This is a genomic window from Bacillus sp. MRMR6, from assembly GCF_001940785.1.
Taxonomy (GTDB): domain Bacteria; phylum Bacillota; class Bacilli; order Bacillales; family Cytobacillaceae; genus Neobacillus.
On the sequence record NZ_MSLS01000019.1, the window covers coordinates 1 to 19,154 of the forward strand.

Genomic DNA, 19,154 nt, shown 5'->3' on the forward strand with positions numbered 1-19,154 from the left:
TACTCTGTCAATTCCTAGAACATCAATATCAAATCCACATTCCTCAAATATCTGTCTAGGTAATTTTCCCTTTTCATTTTCTGAAATAAAAATATTCTTAAATTCATCGGTGTAAGTAACCCCCTTTGGACTAACTGACTTAACATAAGGGTTATTTGAAAGTAACTTAATCTCTTTCTCTGCTAATACTTTTTTACTCATTTCTGCTGTTCCCCAATCCCCATTTTTCTTAATTATACAAAAAAGTACCCGGTAGGTAGACTTTTTTATAAGTGTCTACACTATCGGGTACATTTTAATAAACCTTGGATTTTTTCATGGTAAAATATTTGTAAGACATACAATAGTTTGTAAGATACTTGTAAATTTAAGACAAAAGGGAGTGGAGTACTTGTCTTTCGATACTTTTCAGAAAACATTAGAATATGCTAAAAAGCTCGATGAAAAAGATCACTTAGCTCGGTTTCGTAAGGAGTATTATGGGAAACCAGGTTCAATTTATATGGATGGAAACTCACTCGGGCTCTTGTCAAAACGAGCGGAACGAACACTTCTATCCAGTTTAAACGATTGGAAAGAACACGGGATTGATGGCTGGACTGATGGAGAGTCTCCTTGGTTTTATATGGCTGAAACATTAGGCGAACATATGGCACCAATAATTGGTGCTGCACCTGAGGAAGTAATTGTAACAGGATCAACAACTGTGAATCTGCATCAGCTAGTCAGTACATTCTATAAGCCAAATGGGGTACGAACGAAAATACTTGCGGATGAACTAACTTTCCCTTCTGATATTTATGCTCTCCAAAGCCAGCTCCTTCATTACGGGTATAACCCAGAAGAACATCTTATCCGTGTCCAAAGCCCTGATGGCCGATATTTGGTTGAAGAAGATATTATCGCTGCAATGGGGGAGGAGGTGGCCTTAATTGTGCTGCCGACGGTATTATATCGAAGTGGCCAAATACTGGATATTAAGCGTCTTACGTATGAAGCACATAAAAAAGGAATTCTTATCGGATTTGATGCATGTCATTCAGTAGGTTCCATTCCGCATACTTTTAGTAAATGTGGTATCGACTTTGCGTTTTGGTGCAATTATAAATATCTTAACGGCGGACCTGGAGCTGCAGGCGGTTTGTATGTGAATCGTAAACACTTCGGTACGCTGCCAGGTCTTGCAGGTTGGTTTGGATCTCAAAAAGAGAAACAATTTGATATGGAGCATACACTCACACCAGCCTCTTCTGCAGGAGCATATCAAATGGGTACACCACATATCTTGAGCATGGCGCCGCTATTAGGGTCATTAGAAATTTTTGCAGAGGCAGGAATTGAAAATATTCGTGAGAAATCACTTGGCTTAACCACTTATTTCATGCAATTAATAGAAAAAGAGTTATCTGAGTGGGATTTTGTAATAGGGAATCCTAGAGAAGATTACCGCAGAGGAGGTCATGTGAGCTTAGAGCATAAGGAGGCAGCAAGGATTTGTAAAGCATTAAAAGTGAATGGTGTAATTCCTGATTTTCGTGCACCTAATATCATTAGACTCGCTCCCATCGCACTTTATTCCACCTATGAAGAGGTATGGAGGGTTGTCCAAGTACTGAAGAAAATCATGAATGAAAAACAGTATGAAAAGTTCACGAACGACCGAAATATTGTGGCTTAAAAACATAGTTCACACAAATACCCCGCCTTATTTTAAAGTAGGCGGGGTATTTGTTTTATGCATTCATGGGATTTGAAAGCTCTATGAACCTCTCAAACGGAAGTTCACATGCTGGGTATTTTTCTAATAAATCAAGCATGGTGAGTGTTTTCGGGTTAGCATCAGCCTGCAAAAGAGCCTCCAATTCCTTCTTATGAGGAGGGCAGACAGTATATTCTGCTAGCGTAAGAAGTTGAGCCGGAGTAACCGGTTCCTGCAATTTAACACTAAAGGATAACAAATCATAGACTCGTGTTGGAAAACCTAGAGGAAAATGTGCATAGCTTTTGTCATAACTATTAATCAAAATATAGCAGTTTTTATCCATTGCATATCGTTTAAGCACTCGTTCGACCTGTACAGAAGAGTTTTGGATGTAAAAAGGAATGGCTGGACCACTAGGGTGTGGAATATGATCCTCACTGTTAATAAATTGGACGATTAGTCCTCCCCGAGCAGACTGCGTACTTTCATCAACTGTAATTCCTAAAGTATTCAATATACTTGGCCACAAAGACATATGCCATTCCTCGAACTGTCTCTCAAAATCACTGCTAGCATCACCTTGACCTTTATGATATAAACGTTTTGCACCTTTTTCAGCAAGCTTCTCATCAATGAAATTCGGGATATTCTGGTAGGTACTGGCCCAGTTAAGATCACCACATCCGAAAACAGCATATTGGACACCACTAAGAGATTCCGTCTCTTTTTCTTTTAGCCACTTTACAAATTTACGGGCGTTTTTAGGCGGGTTTCCATTATAGGATGCCGTCACAATGAACACTACACCTTCTTTAGGGAGTTTACCAGTATATTCATCAAGGGTGGCTATTTCACTTTGAAATCCCTTAAAACGAGCCGTTTCCGCTAGAATCCGAGCCATACCCTCTGCGGTACCTAGATTTGAACCGTATAATACAAGAAGTGGTGTTTGATGTGCCTTACTATTTGAGAACTGCTCTAAATGGCTGACATCCAGATTTACAGAAGCGCTGGTCTCGTTATGCATAAGGACAAAAGAATCAAACTCATGGCGGGGACTAACCTTCATTGTTAAGCCATCAGGTTTAAGTGTCAAAGTTTCTTTTACCTTCAACTGATAATTTGCATGGTCAATCAAATTGAAATGCTTAAGAATCATGCCCAGCACAAGAGTAGCTTCATGTAACGCAAACTGCTGACCGATACAGGCTCTTTGTCCATTCCCAAAAGGTTTAAAGGCATGGTGTGGAATCTTCTTTGGATCTGCAAATCGTTCAGGAATAAATTCATTGGCATTTTCTCCCCATGCATTAACATCACGATGTAGCTTAGGAAGAAGGACGTTCACAACCTCTCTTCTTTTAATCGGATATTTGCCAGCAAGCAGAGTATCCTCTTTTGCATAAAGGGAGAAGAGTGGGGCGGTTGGCCAAAGCCTTAAGCTCTCATTCAAAATCATTCGAATATATTTTAAATCTCGAACCTGTTGGTAAGTAGGAATGGAGCCAGTCAGAACCTGATCAACTTCTTTATAAGCTTGTGAAAGCTTTTCAGGGTTCTTCATTAAAAAATATAGGGCAAAGGAAAGTAAACCACTCGTCGTTTCATGTCCGGCAATCAAGAAGGTAATAATTTGATAACGAATGTTTTCATCACTCAGTTTTTCTCCAGTCTGGGGATCTTCACTATTGAGCATACGTGACAATAAGTCGTCTTCATCATGGACGTCACTATTCTTTCGCTCATCGATAATGCGGTCAACTAGTGAAACCATCGTATGGATATCCTCATTAAACTGACGTTTAGATTTTATCATCAGTTTATCATGTATTCCGAGACGATTACTCTGGTTCATTGCTTCATTTAATGCACGACTCATGCTTGTAATGAAGGGATGAGATTGCTCACGATAAAAGCTATTAAAACGATAGTTAAAACCACATAACCCAATGGTATCTAAGGTGAGTCGTGTCATGTCTTCCGGAACATCAATCATTTCATCTGAATTAAGACGAGCCCATTTTTGAATTAGCTGGACAGCGATATCAACCATCATCGAGTGATAACCCTTCATCGCACTCTGACTAAAGCTGGGAAGGAGAATGTTATGTGCCTTTTTCCAGTTTTCTTCTTTAGTCCAACTTGTGAAAAGACCGTCACCAGAAAAGGCGCGCACCTTCTGTAAAGGCGTATTGACTAATTTATCAAAACGAGACTCATCAGATACATCTGCTGCCAATTCAGCGGACGAGATAAATATTCCCGTTCCGGCAGGAAATTTCATTTTGAAGATTGGACCGTATTCATGTGCAAGCTTTACGATTGATTGAGTAGGTTGTTCTAAGTCTAAGTGTGGAAGGTTCCCAAGAGGTCCATACGTTTTAGGTTGTGGGATAGCAGTAGACACAGTATTAGAATGAGTTATCATAACAATCTATAATCCTTCCTTTCATTTTGAGAACATTTATAATATTAAAATAATATTTTTCTAGATTATACCATTAATACTATTTTTATATAAGGTATTTATGAATGAAAGAATAAGACAAATTTCTACATAAATTGCAAAAAAATATTGTGCTTACCGAAAAACCTGTTGAAGACGCTAATATTTTAGTGTTCATTATTGATCTCGAGTGTGATTGTATGCGAATATAATCTTGCTCTGCTGCTTTTAGAAAAGGAGATGTTATTTTGACAGAATAACTCTAATTGTATTTAGGAGTTGATCATCTTTCTACCTCAACAAAAAAGGTGTCCTTTTTAATGGACACCTTTTCTGCTATAAGATCATGGCTGCAATCCAGCCAAAGATAATCAACGGAATATTATAATGGATAAATGTGGGTACACAAGTGTCCCAAATGTGATTGTGCTGACCATCTGCATTTAATCCAGCAGTAGGACCGAGCGTACTGTCTGATGCTGGGGAACCTGCATCCCCTAAGGCTGCTGCGGTACCTACTAGTGCGATCGCGGCCATAGGGCTAAAGCCTAGTTCAAGTGCTAATGGAACGAAGATTGTTGCTATGATCGGAATAGTTGAGAAGGAAGAACCAATTCCCATTGTCACTAATAATCCAACAATAAGCATTAACAATGCACCAATTGCTTTATTTCCTCCTATTAATGAAGCAGATTGTGTAACTAGTGAGTCAACATCACCAGTTTCCTTTAAGACATCTGCAAATCCGAAAGCAGCGAGCATAACAAATCCAATAAAGGCCATCATTTTCATTCCATTTGTTAGAAGCTCATCCGCATCGTTCCACTTAACCGCTCCGCTAATATATAGTATAACTATTCCTGTCAAAGCCCCCATCACCATTGAATCTAGAATGATTTGGGCGGCAAGAGCGCCAATAATTGCAAGGATAGAAAAGACAATTCCGAGCTTAGAGTATATTACTTTCTCAAGCGAAACAATTTCCTTTGACGTATAGTCTCGTTGTTTTCGATATGAAAAGAAAATAGCAATTAGTAAACCAACCACAAGTCCTGCTGTTGGAATCAGCATGGCAGCCGGAATGTCATTCATATCCACTGTTAACCCGCTATTTCCCATATTTGATGCTAAAATTTCGTGAAAGATTTTTCCAAAACCAACAGGAAGTAAAATATACGGTGCAGTGAGTCCAAAGGTTAAAACAGATGCAATTAAACGTCTATCAATCTTTAATTCGCTTAGCAGCATTAACAAAGGTGGAATTAAGATTGGAATGAAAGCAATATGAATTGGAATTAAATTTTGTGAAAAGCAGGCCATTAAAAGAATCGAAAAAACTATGAGTGCCTTTGATAACACTTTTCTTTTCGAATCGCCATTTTTTTTGACAATTCCCAAAACCCAATCAACTAGTAAATTCGGTAACCCTGTTGTTGATATTGCAACAGCAAAACCACCTAATAAGGCATAGCTAAGTGCCACTTCTGCACTACCGCCTAGTCCACTAGTAAAAACTTCAATCGTTTGGTCGATTGTCAGACCGCCTGTTAAGCCCCCGACAATTGCTCCTATTATTAAAGCTAGTACAACATTTACACGTAGTAAACTTAAAATTAACATAACAATTACAGCAACAACTACTGCATTCATTTAATGTGCTCCCCCCGACGACGCTTTAGTCTGATAAATTGGTAGAGTGTTAAAATACAAGTATAAAAATATCATATTTTATTATATTTGTATAGAGGATCTTCAAAAGAATTAATTGTTTTTAAAGTGCGTTAATTTTTCAAAATTTCGCAAAAATAAAGGCTGACTTCGTAAAGTTATAACTTTTTGAGTCAGCCGTGAATATTATATTAATGTAATGGGCATTGCACCAATTTTACAGTGAAGGTCCATTTTCTTACTTGTATTTAACACATATTAGGTGGAAGGGTTCCCACTCCATCCTTAATGACCGAAGGAAGGGTGTCATGAATGTATGGAGGGGCAGGATTTAACTTTGGTTTTTTGGCTAGCGGCTGTGGATTTGCTACATATTTGAACACACCTTCGCCATCCATACTTGAACCATTAGCCCAGCGTCCTGTCGCACTTTCCTCACCTCTAGAGAAATTAAATAGAACATGTGATACTTCTCGTTTCTCTAGTTCGCGCGGGAACGTGCTAGGGACCACCACATTTTCCTTTGCTTCTAATTCTTTAATCGCTGCAATCCATTGATTTTGATGCATCGTATCGCGGGCAATCAGCCAAGAAAGCATATCCTTCACGCCGCGGTCTGTGGTTGATTCGTATAATCGTACTACTTGGAGACGTCCTTGAGACTCTGCGTTTAAATTTGCTCTGAAATCCGCAAGTAAGTTTCCGCTAGCGATGATATAGCTAGCAGTCCAGCGGTTGCCTACACTGTCAGCTGGCATTGCTCCTAGACCAGAAACTATGGCATGCTGAGGATTCATTCCTCCAAGAATCGCACCAATTACAGGGTTTTGAGCTGCAACCATCTGATCCCCAACAGGTGCCCCATCTAATAGACGTGCAATCATCGTCGCTAACATTTCAATATGGGCTAATTCTTCTGCTCCTGTATCCATGAGTAAGTCTTTGTATTTTCCATTTCCTCTAACATTCCATCCCTGGAACAGGTATTGCAGGGCGACAGAGATTTCCCCGAATTGCCCTCCTAATACTTCCTGTAATTGTTTAGCAAACAACGGATCAGGTCTCTCTGGTTTTGCATGGTATTGTAGTTCTTTTATATGATAGAACACCTATAATCACCTCATCAGAATAATTGTTTCAAACTATCTTATTAAACAAGGTTCTTTAGGTGTCTGTACCATCTATAGTTGAAAAGTTCCATAAAAAATAGAACATACAAAATCTGCATGTTCTAGAGGATATGCTATTTTTTTACTCTTTTTTCTCGTTCTTTTTATCGGTGTTTTTCTTATCGCTTAAGGCGCGATACATTTGGGTATACATACTTCCTTCGACAATGTTTTCTAAGAAGAACGGACCAATTAACTCTAAATATTCTTCATCGTCAAACATTCTTTTGCTCTGTATTTCCATTTCTGCTAATCCATCATAAGTTGAAAGCATTCCATATGTATGGTCTTCACCGGAAATAGGCGTTAATATTTCAACATGATGGTTAAAATTTTCATTTCTAAATTTTTTAATTTCTCTTAAGTTGTCAATAGCGTCTTGAAACTTCTCCTGCTTAATGATAAAGGTCTGATACACATAAACAGACATCTTCCGTACCCCCAAACAAATATTTCACAAAGTGTACACTTATCATATCCGCATGAGAATTATTTATTCTATTGAAGTTAATTTATACTATTTTGAAATACACATTTTTAACTTTTGAATGAACCATAATAACTCTAGAAGGAGAGTGGTTATGGATTATTTTACATGTAGTTCAGGTATAGGGAAATCTTCAAAAGGCGGGGATAAAGGAGACTTAGCTTGGTGGCAGCTCTCCTTAATAGGAATTGGCTGTACAATTGGAACAGGCTATTTCTTAGGCTCGGGTATTGGGATCAAGATTACAGGACCATCGATGGTCTTTTCCTTTCTGTTTGCGGCAATAGGTACTTATATTGTTTTTCATTTCCTAGCAAAAATGACTACGGCTGACCCTCAGGAGGGGTCATTCTGTTATTATGCAGGGAAGGCCTACGGTCGCTGGGCAGGATTCAGCTGCGGCTGGAATTATTGGAGTTCTAAAATCCTCATAATGGGCAGTCAATTAACTGCTTTATCCATTCTATCACGGTTTTGGTTACCTAAGGTACCTTTGTGGATTTTCGCAGCAGGATACGCAGTGCTATCTATTATAGTTGTTCTACTAGGAACAAAGGGATTTGATCGCATTGAAAACGTTCTAGCTGTGACGAAAACGGCGGCAATTATTATGTTTATCATCCTGGCAGGTGCTGGTATCTTTGGTTGGATGCACGGCGGGGGGAATGACCAACCGGGAATACCGTCTTCAATGGGTGAAATTTTCCCAGAGGGCTATCGGGCTTTTTGGTCCTCCCTCATATATGCTTTTTATGCATATGGCGGGATTGAAACAATTGGTTTATTGTCCATGCAATTGAAAAGTAAAGAAGACGCACCAAAATCTGGCAAGGTTATGCTAATTGTATTGACTGTTATATATGTCATTTCTATCGTTCTTGCGATTAGTATGGTTTCCTATAAAGCAATTAATGAAAAGGAAAGTCCCTTTGTTACAGCTTTATCTTCATACGATTTAGCTTTTTTTCCTCATGTGTTTAACGGGGCAATTATTTTAGCTGGATTTTCAACCATGACGGCATCGCTCTTTGCAGTTACAAATTTACTGGTCACCTTAGCTAATGATGGAGATGCACCTTCACTATTTGCCAAGAAAATTGAAAAATTTAAGGACCTGCCGCTTCCTTCCCTAGGCCTTGCTGCGATTGGTTTACTCGCATCTGTTATTACAGCATTGCTGCTGCCAGGAAAAATTTATGGTTATATTACCACAGCAGCGGGAATTCTGCAGATGTACAATTGGGCTTTTATCATTCTTTCCGCTATGAAAATTCTTGAAATAAAAATGGGTGATAAATTTCTCTCTTTTTTCGGACTGGTTTTATTACTTGCCGCTGTAACGGGAACCATATTTGAGAAAAGTATCCGCTTTGGCTTTTTTGTAAGCTTGCTACTTGTTGCAATTATCGGTGTGGTTACTTTTATTATGACGAGAAAATGGAGAAAAGCAGAAACAAAAAATGCCTGACACTGATGTCAGGCATTTTCCGCTTTATCCCGCATTAACGGACAGTGGACCCCCACTGATGGAAGTTTCACTTTATAGAAGAGTTATATTTCCCTTGTTACATTCTTCGATGATTTCCGGATTCCATACCGAGGCTTGAACCTCACCAATGTGTGCTTTTCTAAGCAAAAACATACATAATCTTGATTGGCCAATACCCCCGCCAATCGTATAAGGAAGTTCCTCGTTAATGATTGCTTGGTGATACTCTAGTACTTTTCGATCTTCATTCTTAGACGCCTTTAATTGCCTTAACAATGCCTTTTTATCTACACGGATACCCATTGAAGATACTTCAAATGCCCTTTCTAGGACTGGATACCAGAAGATGATGTCCCCGTTCAAAGTCCAATCATCATAATCAGGTGAACGTCCATCATGTTTCTCTCCTGATAAAAGTTTTCCTCCAATTTGAGTGACAAACACCGCACCGTGTTTCTTAGCAATCTGATCTTCCCTTTCTTTAGGTGAGAGAGTAGGATACAGCGACTCAAGCTCTTGGGTGGTTATAAAATGAATCTTTTCTGGAAGAATAGGCTTTAAAACTGGATAAAGCTGGTGGAGAAACTTTTCCGTATTTTTAATCGTCTGGTAAATTTTTAGAACTTCAAATTTTAAAGTTTCCTCGTTACGCTGCTCATTCGTAATCACCTTTTCCCAATCCCACTGGTCTACATAAAGGGAATGCAAATTATCCAATACCTCATCGCGCCTAATTGCATTCATATCTGTATATAGTCCTTCTCCAGTAGAAAAACCATACCGAGCAAGGGCCATTCGTTTCCACTTCGCTAAAGATTGAACAATTTCAATGTTTGTACTTTTGATATCCAAAGCATCAAAAGTAATCATCCGTTCAACTCCATTTAAGTTGTCATTTACCCCATTTCCAGAGGCTAGCATGATAGGGGCAGAAACTCTTACCAAGTTCAACATTTTCGAAAGTTTATCTTCGAAGTGATCTTTGACTTGTTTTATCGCCATTTCAGTTTGTATTAATGTGAGTGTCGATTGATAAACGTTCGGAATAATTTGTGATTTGGGCACTTCTTTAATCCCTCCAAGTGATGTGTTGTAAAAATTTTATCTAGTTATTCAACTACGTTTTACTTTATGAACAAATTTACAACGTTGCGCTCAGCAGATGCCTATTTTTTATTTTGTACATAAGTGAGTGAAGTCGAAATTATCACCTAAACTCAATTTTTTGGACATGTCTCGGAGTTTTTTTCATAAAATGTACAAGTTGCTAAAAATTTGGGGAGTAGGGGGTGGTGTCTTGAGTATACCAATTTTAGCTAGTTATATTATCTTAGGATTTACACTAGCAGCTCCGATTGGTCCGGTGAATTCTGCTAGGTTGGATATGGGAATTAAAAACGGCTTTTGGCATGCCTGGGTGGTAGGTGTGGGCTCTATGATCGCTGATGCCATCTTTATGCTGATGGTTTACTTAGGAATGGTACAATTTTTGGGGATTCCCATTGTTCAAATCTTTTTATGGCTCTTTGGAGGGTTTATTCTAATTTATTCGGGTGTTGAAAGTATAAAAGGGGCAAATTCAATCAATCTAAACTACCGTCGTGAAAAAGACACTTTATTTAAATGTTTTATCACAGGTTTCATTATGTCGATTACAAGTCCTTTATCAATACTTTTTTGGTTAGGAATTTATGGTTCGGTTCTTGCAAAGACAGCTCAAACCAGTGGGACGGAGCAGCTATTAATTTACAGCAGTATGATTTTTCTTGGATTAACTTTTTGGGACCTCTTTGTGGCAGGACTAACAACCGGTTTCCGCAGGCTTTTAAATGTGAAAAGTCTAATTGCCATTTCAATCCTATCAGGAATTTCTCTAATTGCCTTTGGCGCCTATTTTGGCTATCAAGGAATAATGGCTCTTTTGGACTAAAATAAAAAAAGTCCCTTAACCATCTAACGGGTTCTGTTTAGAGGTCATTTCTACCATTTGAAGTCGAAATGACAAACATTTTGACACAGCGATTGGTATATTAAAACGCAAAAACTCGCCGCTAAATTGACGGGTTTTCTTAATATGAGGATGAAGACCACATCCCATTGGAAAACCGGAGAAAAAGGTCTTCATAAAGGTGATGAAGACCATTTCCCTTTGAAAAATCAGAGAAAAAGGTCTTCATAAAGGTGATGAAGACCATTTCCCTTTGAAAAATCAGAGAAAAAGGTCTTCGTAAAGGTGATGAAGACCATTTCCCTTTGAAAAACCGGAGAAAAAGGTCTTCATAAAAGTGATGAAGACCATTTTCCCTTTGAAAAATCAGAGAAAAAGGTCTTCATAGCAAATGTCATTTGTTTCACCAACCTGAATGGAGTAGCAATTAGAAAACTATTAACAATTACCCCTAAATCAACATTTATATTGACAGGTAATTTGGTAATATTTATTAATTGTACAAGAATTATTGTAAATCATAAAAATGATGTGAATTGTTTCTACATAACCTTTAAAAAAATGCTAATAACCTTGATAAATAAGGAAAATGACGTATGCCACTTCACATATCATACCATATGTCGTTTAATGAGAATGCACCCGTAAACGGAACCCATTATTACCCAACAAGGGGTTTTTTTATCTAAGATTTTCCCAAGTATTATAAGAGCCGTTTCCCTGACAGCTTGGACAATCAAATGAATTATAATAGGCATATTCATTATATGGATAAACAGTAAAGCCTCTGCCGTGACAATCTGGACATTTGTCTTGGTCTCTCATATTGGAAAGATGATTTTGATATCTTGTTTCTCTCCATTGGTTATATGCATTGAGTAATCCCATATTCTCACCTCAAGTGTTTTTTTTAGTTTGGCTCATAATTGGAATATTTATGCACTTTTTTATTGTGTATGTTTTAAGCGAGATTTTTTGATACTACCATTGAGGTGATGAAAATGGGAAAGTGGAATGAACAGGGAGCAGCCAATAATAATTTACCGGCAAATACGATCCGGACATCAGAAAGGCTATTAGGAAGCAAAGCAGATCATGAGTTTTCAGAAGAATTATCTGATGGCGGCGAACGAGATGAATTGATCCACCAACAAACGACCAATCCACAACGAAATGATGCTTAACTCTAAAAGCGCAGACTCCTCCAATGAGGTGGACTGTGTTTTTTGTTAGGTTTATTTTGTTACAATGTACTTTACAAACTCTTATTTTAATTGTAGAATTTCTATGTACCTAATAATTCTAGGTAGGTGAAAAAAATGTTTAATCGTGAATTAGTAAAAGGCAGTACCTCTCTAATACTCCTTCAATTGCTAAATGAGAGAGACATGTACGGCTATGAGCTCGTAAAGGAATTAGAGCTGCGCAGTGATCATGGCTTGAGTGTTAAAGAAGGCACCTTGTATCCTGCTCTTCATAAGCTTGAAAAACAAGAGTATATTGCATGTTATTGGCAGGAACAAGAAAAAGGTCCAGCACGGAAATATTATCGGATTACTGAGGCCGGTAAACAGGTTTTAAATGAAAAAACCCGTGAATGGCAGGACTTTGTGAAGGTGATGAACAAGGTTATAGGGAGATCGAAACATGGAACGGCCGAAGAATAGGTTTCTGGAAGAGCTGGGGCAGTTGCTTGGAAGTCATCAGGATAAAGAGGAAATCCTCCTTGAATACGAAAGTCATATTGATGAAATCCTTGTGGAGTCTTATGATTGTCAGGATGAAAATGCCTTCTTTGAGAGGATTAACACACGTCTAGGAAGTCCAGAAGAGATTGCTGAAATGTGGAAACAGGAGCTCTCTGTTACACCGAGTCATATGAAATGGTTGTTTATATTTCTGAATATCCTTTTCTTCGGCGGTGGCAGTTTGTTAACACTAGCTCACAATTTGTACGAGTGGAAGTGGCTTTCGGTCGTTTGGAGTCATTTAACCGCTATTCCAACACTGATTGCCATTTTATATTTATTTTTTTGGGCATTACTGGGATATGAAATTGGCAAAGGTTTTGGCCACGGTGGCAAAGTTTTATTAAGGAAGACATTCTTGCTGTCGTTAATTCCAAACCTAGTGCTAATGGTGCTTACTGTTTTTGAAATCATACCACATAAGTGGTTTGCTCCGTTGTTAACAAAGACATTCATTATTGCTTGTATCTTCTTTACTATGATCCTGTATCCTATTAGTCTGCTTGGTTATCGGTGGGGAAAGAAAGCTTCGATATAAGCACTTTTTTTTGCACAATTACATAGAAAATCTATGTATATAGAAATACTACTAAGGATAAGAGGGGTTTTAAGAATGGATATGAAAATTGGAAAGACTGATTTTATTTTTTTCTTGCTCTGCCTGTTTCTTGGGTTTGTAGCCGAAGAAAGCTTTTTACGGAGTGAAATAGGCATCTCCTATTTCATCTTTATAGCAGTCTTTTATAGTATCTTTTATTGGCGATATCGAGGCTTTTCCTTTACACACCAAAGACTTGGATATTTAGTGCTAATTTGTATTTGGTTATTATCAGCTAGCTATTTTATTCATATGAATTTCTTCTTTTATGCCTTAAATATCTTGGCAATACCAGTATTGGTTATTTTCCACCTCGTTTTGATTACAAGTCAGAAAAGTCTGCCTTGGAATAAACCTGTATTTGTTTATTACATCTTCAGGCGTTTGATTGAATCGATTAAATATAACTTTTCGTTCTTGGGCTCTATCGTTATATTCTTGAAAAAGGGGATGGATGAAAGTAGGTATGAGGTTTGGAAGAAGGTATTAACAGGTGTTTTAATAAGCATTCCGGTGCTGTTTATCGTCCTTCAGTTATTAATGTCAGCTGACACCCAATTCGAAAGATTGATGGGTGAAATTCCTCAATGGTTTAAGGTAATAGATGCTGAAGCGGTTATAAGGGTGCTGGCAGTTGTGTTTTGTACATTTTCTTTCTTTGGTTTGATGCAGGTGCTGCTCAAAAAACATATTAATGCCATACAACAGGAAGCAAATGATCAGTCTTCCTTTAAAATCGATGCAATTATTACGATAACAGTTTTAGTTTTAATTAATGCGGTTTATATTTTGTTTACAGTTGTACAGTTTAAGTATTTCTTTAGCAGCAGTTTACAAGGTGATTTTACCTATGCGGAGTATGCACGAAAAGGTTTTTTTGAATTACTATTCGTTACATTGATTAACCTTTCTATTATCATCTTTGTTTTATCATTTATGGAGAATGTGACTAATAGTATTAAAAGACTCATCCAATCTCTGCTGACCATACTTGTTCTATCAAGCGCCGTTATGTTGAGTTCGGCTTTCCTACGTCTTAGCATGTACGAAGAGGCTTATGGCTTTTCGTTTATAAGAGTGATGGCCCACTCGTTTATGCTCTTTCTTGTCGTCATCTTTGCTTATACGTTGATTAAAATTTGGATGGAAAGGCTGTCATTATTCCACTTTTATTTCATAAGTTCATTACTCTATTACACTTCAATTAATTTGATTGATATTGAACAGATTATCGTTTCTAAGAATATAGAGCGCTATGAAATGAGTGGGAAAATCGACCTTCATTATTTCAACAGCCTTTCCCATACTGGCACGCTCGGTTTAATCAATCTTTACGAAAAAAACAAAGAAATCCCTGGCCTAAAGGATATGCTGCGTGAAAAAAAGAGGGAGGCCTTCAATGACAATACGCCGTGGCAATCATATAATCTTAAAAGAGAACGGACAAATGAAAGGTTGAAAGATCTGACAATTGAATAAATGCAGGGAAGTATGCAATCATTAATTGCATACTTTTTTGTATGAAACTGAAACTATTATTGGGATTTTTACGTCTAGTTAAATTATGAATATTTAAAATATGGTATGGAATGAGCGAGGTAGAGGTATGAAACGATTTATCGATTTACCCTTGAGGTTTTTCTTAGTCATCACAGGCTTCCTATTTGTTTTTAATCTTCCCTTTCTTATGGGAATTGGAAAAGAGGCCATCGTTTTCAATTTTATAAACTTTTGGAAGATGGTTAAATCTGATGCCACCCTATTATTCAATGCAATTGATATGCAGTTTATCGATCTGTTAAATCAGCTTAGTTTTCTAGAAAGCTACAGTTATACGATGTCGTTATTTCTAGCATGTCTATCTTTAGTAATTTCGATTGCGTTGCTTATTGCGATTTTGGTACTGCTTGCACCAGAAACCATTAGCACGGGGCTAAAAAAGGGCATAGATTTTTTCGAGGCTGTGCCCGATTTGATGATCATTTTCTTTATTCAATTTTTTGTGATAACCCTTTATAAAACGACAGGTTTGAAGTTTCTTCAATTATATGGAGTATTTGGAGCAAAGCCATATTTTGTCCCGATTGTAACGATCTCATTTTTACCGCTTTTCTTATTTACTCAATTTCTAATTAAAATTATCGCAGAGGAAAAAACAAAGCTATATGCCTTGTATGGCACGGCAAAAGGAATGAGCGGTCTTAKAATCCTGCTTATACATATTCTTCGTAATGTATATCCATTGATGATTTTACAGTTGAGGACTATCATTTGGGTAATTCTATCAAATATCTATCTTGTAGAATATATGTTTAATTTACCAGGTTTTACGAGGTTCTTTGAAAAAATTATCTTCTTAGGCGGGGATATTGTATCACTTGTTATCTGTTTGCTCTTTTTTACCTTCCCCCTTATGGCCATTGAAGCCATTAGTTGGTTCACTTCAAAACGAATAAGAGGAAAAGACGTGGTGAGTATATGAGAAGCTACAAAAAAACAATATTGGGTTCAGCCATCCTTCTAATCCTTTTATTAGCTAGCTTGTTTTATCCTATGTATGGACCTGATGACTTTAACAAGCAAACTTTAATAATGGATGAACAGGGGAATGTAACTGGAAAAGCACCTTTCCCACCCTCAAAGGATTACTGGATTGGGACGGACCGTAATGGGAATGATATTTTATTACTCCTGCTGTACGGTGCAAAATTCACATTGATTACAACCTTTGGAGTAGCACTACTAAGAGTGTTGACTGGCAGCTTGTTCGGGATTTTTATCGCATTATGGGCCCCTTTTCTAAAAAAATATTTTAGTGACTTTTTTTTAGCCTTTCGTTTTGTACCACCGATTTTAATCGGAATTATATTAATGATGCCAGTTGTCGGTTTTTTCAACGATGTTGCCATTTCGTCCATTGTAACTTATCAAATTATTATTCTAGTGTTTATTGGGTTTCCATCTGTCGTTTTATTTACTGTAGATTTGATTGAGGAGTTACTAAAAACAACCTTTGTAAAGAGCTCTTTTCTAATGGGGGCAAGTAAATTTCATGTTCTTCGCAGGCAATTAGTGCCATACCTTCGCTTTTACGGTGTACTGTTTACCGTGCAGCAATTACTAAGTACATTACATATCACGATGCAGCTTGGGTTATTTGGTTTTTTCCTTGGCGGGCTAAATCGAGAAGGAGTTTTGGGATACGAAGAACCACCGAAGGCTGCTACCTTATCAAATGAATGGGCAGGATTGATCGGTCAGAACTTTGCTGATTTTGTCCGGGTACCATGGTCTGTATTTGGTCCAGTTATAGGATTTTTCTTAGTGATATTCATTGTTAATATGATTAAAAATGAAATAGAGGCGAACCTTTCTGAGGGGTATTTGGTCAAGAGGAAAAAGAAAAAAGCCAAAACTGTAAAGAGTACCGGAACTGCTGAGATGAAACAAAGTCAATTTGAATTTGTAGAGAAGGTTTAATCCAAAAGAGGAGAGATGACATGAACAAGAAAGAAATCATTTTAGAGCAGTTACAATTATGCCATAACAAGAGCTACTGGTTTGTCTCCTTCCAAAAAGCCATCACTGGCCTTACGGAGGAACAAGCTAAATGGAAAATTCATGATGCAGAAAATTCCATTTGGGAAATCATCAGCCACTTAGTATTTTGGAATGAGCGTTATTTAAACCGCTTTAAAGGTATTGCCAATCCTGAAATGGAAGGAAATAATGATACAACGTTTTCTTCTTTGAATGGATTAGTGTGGGAAGACGTGATGGAGAAATTTAGTCTGGTTATGACAGATTGGCATCATACCGTTAAAGAAAGTGAAGATGGAAAGCTCGATCAACAAGTTAGTGAGGAATCACCAGGAACTTGGCTGGAGACTTTGACCAGCATAACTCTTCACAATGCCTATCATATTGGACAAATTGTTACAATTCGAAAAATACAGGGCTCCTGGAGCAAGGAACAGGGTGTTAGCTAAAATAGGTTTTAAAAGAGCGAATTTTGTGTGGCTGAGTATGCCACACAATTTTTTACCTAAATATAAATTGTTTGGGAAAAGCTAACATCAAATAATAAAAAGGAGCTAATACATTAATGGCACTCAATGAGCATATCCCACATGATAAAAGTCTTGATAATAGTATTGCACTAATGAGAGAAGGGTATTTATTTATAAAGAATAGGATTGACCACTATCAGTCTAACCTTTTTGAAGCCCGGTTACTTGGGCAAAGGGTTATTTGTATGAGTGGAGAGGAAGCCGCAAAGGTTTTTTATGATTCGGAACGGTTTCAACGGAATGGAGCTGCGCCGAAAAGAGTGCAAAAAACCTTATTTGGTGAAAATGCAATTCAGACAATGGACGGAGAAATACATATCCATCGAAAACTCCTTTTTATTTCTTTGATGACACCACCCCAGCAACAACATGTTGCAGATTTGGTAAGAGATCAATGGCTGGCATCTATAAGTAAATGGGAAGGGTCACAGGAGATTATCCTGTTTGACGAAGCGCTTGAAGTTTTGTGTAAAGTTGCCTGCAAATGGGCGGGGGTTCCCTTAACAGATTCCGAAGTAAAAGAGAGGGCTGAAGACTTTTATGCGATGGTAGATGCCTTTGGTGGACTTGGACCGCGTCACTGGAAAGGCAGGAGGGCGAGACCAAAAGTTGAAGATTGGATAAGTAGTGTAATTGAAGAGGTTAGGGCCGGCAGACTTGAGGCCAAGAAAGGGACGGCGCTATATGAAATAGCTGCTTACCGTCAACCGGATGGAAGCCAGTTAAATTCTCAAATGGCTGCGGTAGAACTCATTAACGTTTTAAGGCCGATTGTTGCGATTGCTACATTTATCACTTTTGCTGCAAAAGCGTTACACGAGTATCCAGCATGCAGGGAGAAACTTCAAAATGGAGATGTTTCATACTTTGACCTGTTTGTTCAGGAGGTTCGCCGTTATTATCCTTTTGGTCCTTTTTTAGGTGCTAGGGCAGGGAAGGATTTTATTTGGAATAATTGCGAATTTAAAGAGGGTATGCTTGTCCTGCTTGATATGTACGGCACCAATCATGATGATAGGATATGGGATCATCCAAACGTATTTAGACCAGAGCGGTTTGAGGAGTGGGAAGGAAGCCTGTTTGATTTCATTCCTCAAGGTGGAGGAGATCCAGCTAAAGGACACCGTTGCCCTGGTGAGGGAATCACCATTGAAGTCATGAAAGCAAGTGTAGATTTCCTCGTCAATAAAATTGAGTTTGATGTACCTGAACAGGATTTAGGCTATAGCTTAGTTCGAATGCCGACTTTGCCGGAAAGTGGTTTCAAAATGAGTAATGTTAAGCGGAAAAGTTAAATAGATAAAAAAAAAGCAGAAGTAAATGCTCCTACTAAGCTACGTTTGTAACAAGGAAAAATCAATCTTCTTTAAACATTTCAAAAAGCCCTTTTGCCACACTTCCCTCACCCCAGTCTCGAAATAGTACAGCTACAAAGAATCTGCTGGAAAAATAAAAAAGACGTCTGAATTAACAGACGTCTTTGCGTATTGAGGCGAAAAACCACACTCCACATAGTGTGCTCCATAAAGGAATGTTCCTCGACTTACACAACTCAGCTCATCGCTTAATTAATATAACATAGTTATCTTCTTGTAACAACTAGTTTATTTTGGAAATGCTATAACGTTATTATCATCTTAAAGTCTAAAGGAAACCTAGGTCACTATGAATCGGTTGATGAAGACTGAAATCAAAGAAGGGAACAAAGTAATCTACACCTTAAAAGATCCTATGATTATTGAACTCCTACCTGTTGCCCGCCAAATCTTTAATAACCACCATGTAGATACGATAACAATATAAGATAAGTTCAAAGATGAAGAAGAGGA

The 19,154-nt window shown here is 37.8% G+C and carries 18 protein-coding genes and 1 pseudogene; 12 read left to right on the top strand and 7 right to left on the bottom strand.

All coding sequences use genetic code 11. The features are described from left to right. A partial coding sequence (locus BTR25_RS16695; protein ID WP_083652427.1) for an HTH domain-containing protein occupies positions 1-201 on the bottom strand: 201 nt, incomplete at its 3' end. A 190-nt stretch (positions 202-391) separates the two neighbouring features. On the opposite strand from BTR25_RS16695, the gene kynU reads away from it, so the two are divergent. Then, positions 392-1,678: a kynureninase gene (gene kynU / locus BTR25_RS16700; RefSeq protein ID WP_075689182.1), complete on the top strand. Its 1,287-nt coding sequence runs from the start codon at positions 392-394 to the stop codon at positions 1,676-1,678. A 55-nt stretch (positions 1,679-1,733) separates the two neighbouring features. Here the strand turns inward: kynU and BTR25_RS16705 are convergent, their stop codons facing one another. From BTR25_RS16705 to BTR25_RS16720, 4 genes are all read right to left on the bottom strand, one after another. Beyond that, positions 1,734-4,130 (bottom strand): cytochrome P450, encoded by a 2,397-nt coding sequence (locus BTR25_RS16705; protein ID WP_075689183.1) that lies wholly within the window; start codon positions 4,128-4,130, stop codon positions 1,734-1,736. Between the two features lie 354 nt (positions 4,131-4,484). Next, positions 4,485-5,798: a Na+/H+ antiporter family protein gene (locus tag BTR25_RS16710; RefSeq protein WP_075689184.1), complete on the bottom strand. Its 1,314-nt coding sequence runs from the start codon at positions 5,796-5,798 to the stop codon at positions 4,485-4,487. Between the two features lie 266 nt (positions 5,799-6,064). Continuing rightward, positions 6,065-6,925 carry a manganese catalase gene (locus tag BTR25_RS16715; RefSeq protein ID WP_075689185.1) on the bottom strand — a complete coding sequence of 287 codons (861 nt, stop codon included), beginning with the start codon at positions 6,923-6,925 and terminating at the stop codon, positions 6,065-6,067. A gap of 142 nt (positions 6,926-7,067) precedes the next feature. Then, positions 7,068-7,415, bottom strand: a complete 348-nt coding sequence (locus BTR25_RS16720; protein WP_075689186.1) for a hypothetical protein — start codon at positions 7,413-7,415, stop codon at positions 7,068-7,070. A 151-nt stretch (positions 7,416-7,566) separates the two neighbouring features. Here BTR25_RS16720 and BTR25_RS16725 point away from each other — a divergent pair, with 151 nt between their 5' ends. Beyond that, entirely contained in the window at positions 7,567-8,940 is a 1,374-nt protein-coding gene (locus BTR25_RS16725; protein WP_075689187.1) for an amino acid permease, read from the top strand. A gap of 72 nt (positions 8,941-9,012) precedes the next feature. Here the strand turns inward: BTR25_RS16725 and asnA are convergent, their stop codons facing one another. Beyond that, positions 9,013-10,008: an aspartate--ammonia ligase gene (gene asnA / locus BTR25_RS16730; protein ID WP_303046849.1), complete on the bottom strand. Its 996-nt coding sequence runs from the start codon at positions 10,006-10,008 to the stop codon at positions 9,013-9,015. Positions 10,009-10,258: 250 nt separating this feature from the next. On the opposite strand from asnA, the gene BTR25_RS16735 reads away from it, so the two are divergent. Beyond that, positions 10,259-10,891 carry a LysE family transporter gene (locus BTR25_RS16735; RefSeq protein WP_075689189.1) on the top strand — a complete coding sequence of 211 codons (633 nt, stop codon included), beginning with the start codon at positions 10,259-10,261 and terminating at the stop codon, positions 10,889-10,891. A 699-nt stretch (positions 10,892-11,590) separates the two neighbouring features. Here BTR25_RS16735 and BTR25_RS16740 read toward each other — a convergent pair. Then, positions 11,591-11,797: a methionine aminopeptidase gene (locus tag BTR25_RS16740; protein ID WP_075689190.1), complete on the bottom strand. Its 207-nt coding sequence runs from the start codon at positions 11,795-11,797 to the stop codon at positions 11,591-11,593. A gap of 113 nt (positions 11,798-11,910) precedes the next feature. Here BTR25_RS16740 and BTR25_RS16745 point away from each other — a divergent pair, with 113 nt between their 5' ends. The 9 genes and pseudogenes from BTR25_RS16745 to BTR25_RS26890 form a co-directional block, all read left to right on the top strand. Next, positions 11,911-12,093, top strand: coding sequence for a hypothetical protein (locus BTR25_RS16745; RefSeq protein ID WP_075689191.1), 183 nt, complete (start codon positions 11,911-11,913; stop codon positions 12,091-12,093). 135 nt (positions 12,094-12,228) lie between these two features. Continuing rightward, positions 12,229-12,576, top strand: coding sequence for a PadR family transcriptional regulator (locus BTR25_RS16750; RefSeq protein WP_075689192.1), 348 nt, complete (start codon positions 12,229-12,231; stop codon positions 12,574-12,576). Further along, positions 12,557-13,195 carry an HAAS signaling domain-containing protein gene (locus BTR25_RS16755; RefSeq protein ID WP_075689193.1) on the top strand — a complete coding sequence of 213 codons (639 nt, stop codon included), beginning with the start codon at positions 12,557-12,559 and terminating at the stop codon, positions 13,193-13,195. Before BTR25_RS16750 ends, BTR25_RS16755 begins: the two co-directional genes overlap by 20 nt. A gap of 75 nt (positions 13,196-13,270) precedes the next feature. After that, positions 13,271-14,734 (top strand): DUF4153 domain-containing protein, encoded by a 1,464-nt coding sequence (locus BTR25_RS16760; RefSeq protein ID WP_075689194.1) that lies wholly within the window; start codon positions 13,271-13,273, stop codon positions 14,732-14,734. A gap of 127 nt (positions 14,735-14,861) precedes the next feature. Then, a complete protein-coding gene (locus tag BTR25_RS16765; RefSeq protein ID WP_075689195.1) occupies positions 14,862-15,737 on the top strand; it encodes a hypothetical protein in 876 nt (291 codons plus the stop codon). Beyond that, positions 15,734-16,735 (top strand): ABC transporter permease subunit, encoded by a 1,002-nt coding sequence (locus BTR25_RS16770; RefSeq protein WP_075689196.1) that lies wholly within the window; start codon positions 15,734-15,736, stop codon positions 16,733-16,735. Before BTR25_RS16765 ends, BTR25_RS16770 begins: the two co-directional genes overlap by 4 nt. Positions 16,736-16,755: 20 nt before the next feature. Further along, positions 16,756-17,244 carry a DinB family protein gene (locus BTR25_RS16775; RefSeq protein WP_075689197.1) on the top strand — a complete coding sequence of 163 codons (489 nt, stop codon included), beginning with the start codon at positions 16,756-16,758 and terminating at the stop codon, positions 17,242-17,244. A 116-nt stretch (positions 17,245-17,360) separates the two neighbouring features. Then, positions 17,361-18,620, top strand: coding sequence for a CYP152 family fatty-acid peroxygenase CypC (gene cypC, locus BTR25_RS16780; protein WP_075689198.1), 1,260 nt, complete (start codon positions 17,361-17,363; stop codon positions 18,618-18,620). Between the two features lie 397 nt (positions 18,621-19,017). Then, positions 19,018-19,128, top strand: a pseudogene (locus tag BTR25_RS26890) (transcriptional regulator); the annotation flags it as partial. Between the last annotated feature and the right edge of the window lie 26 nt (positions 19,129-19,154).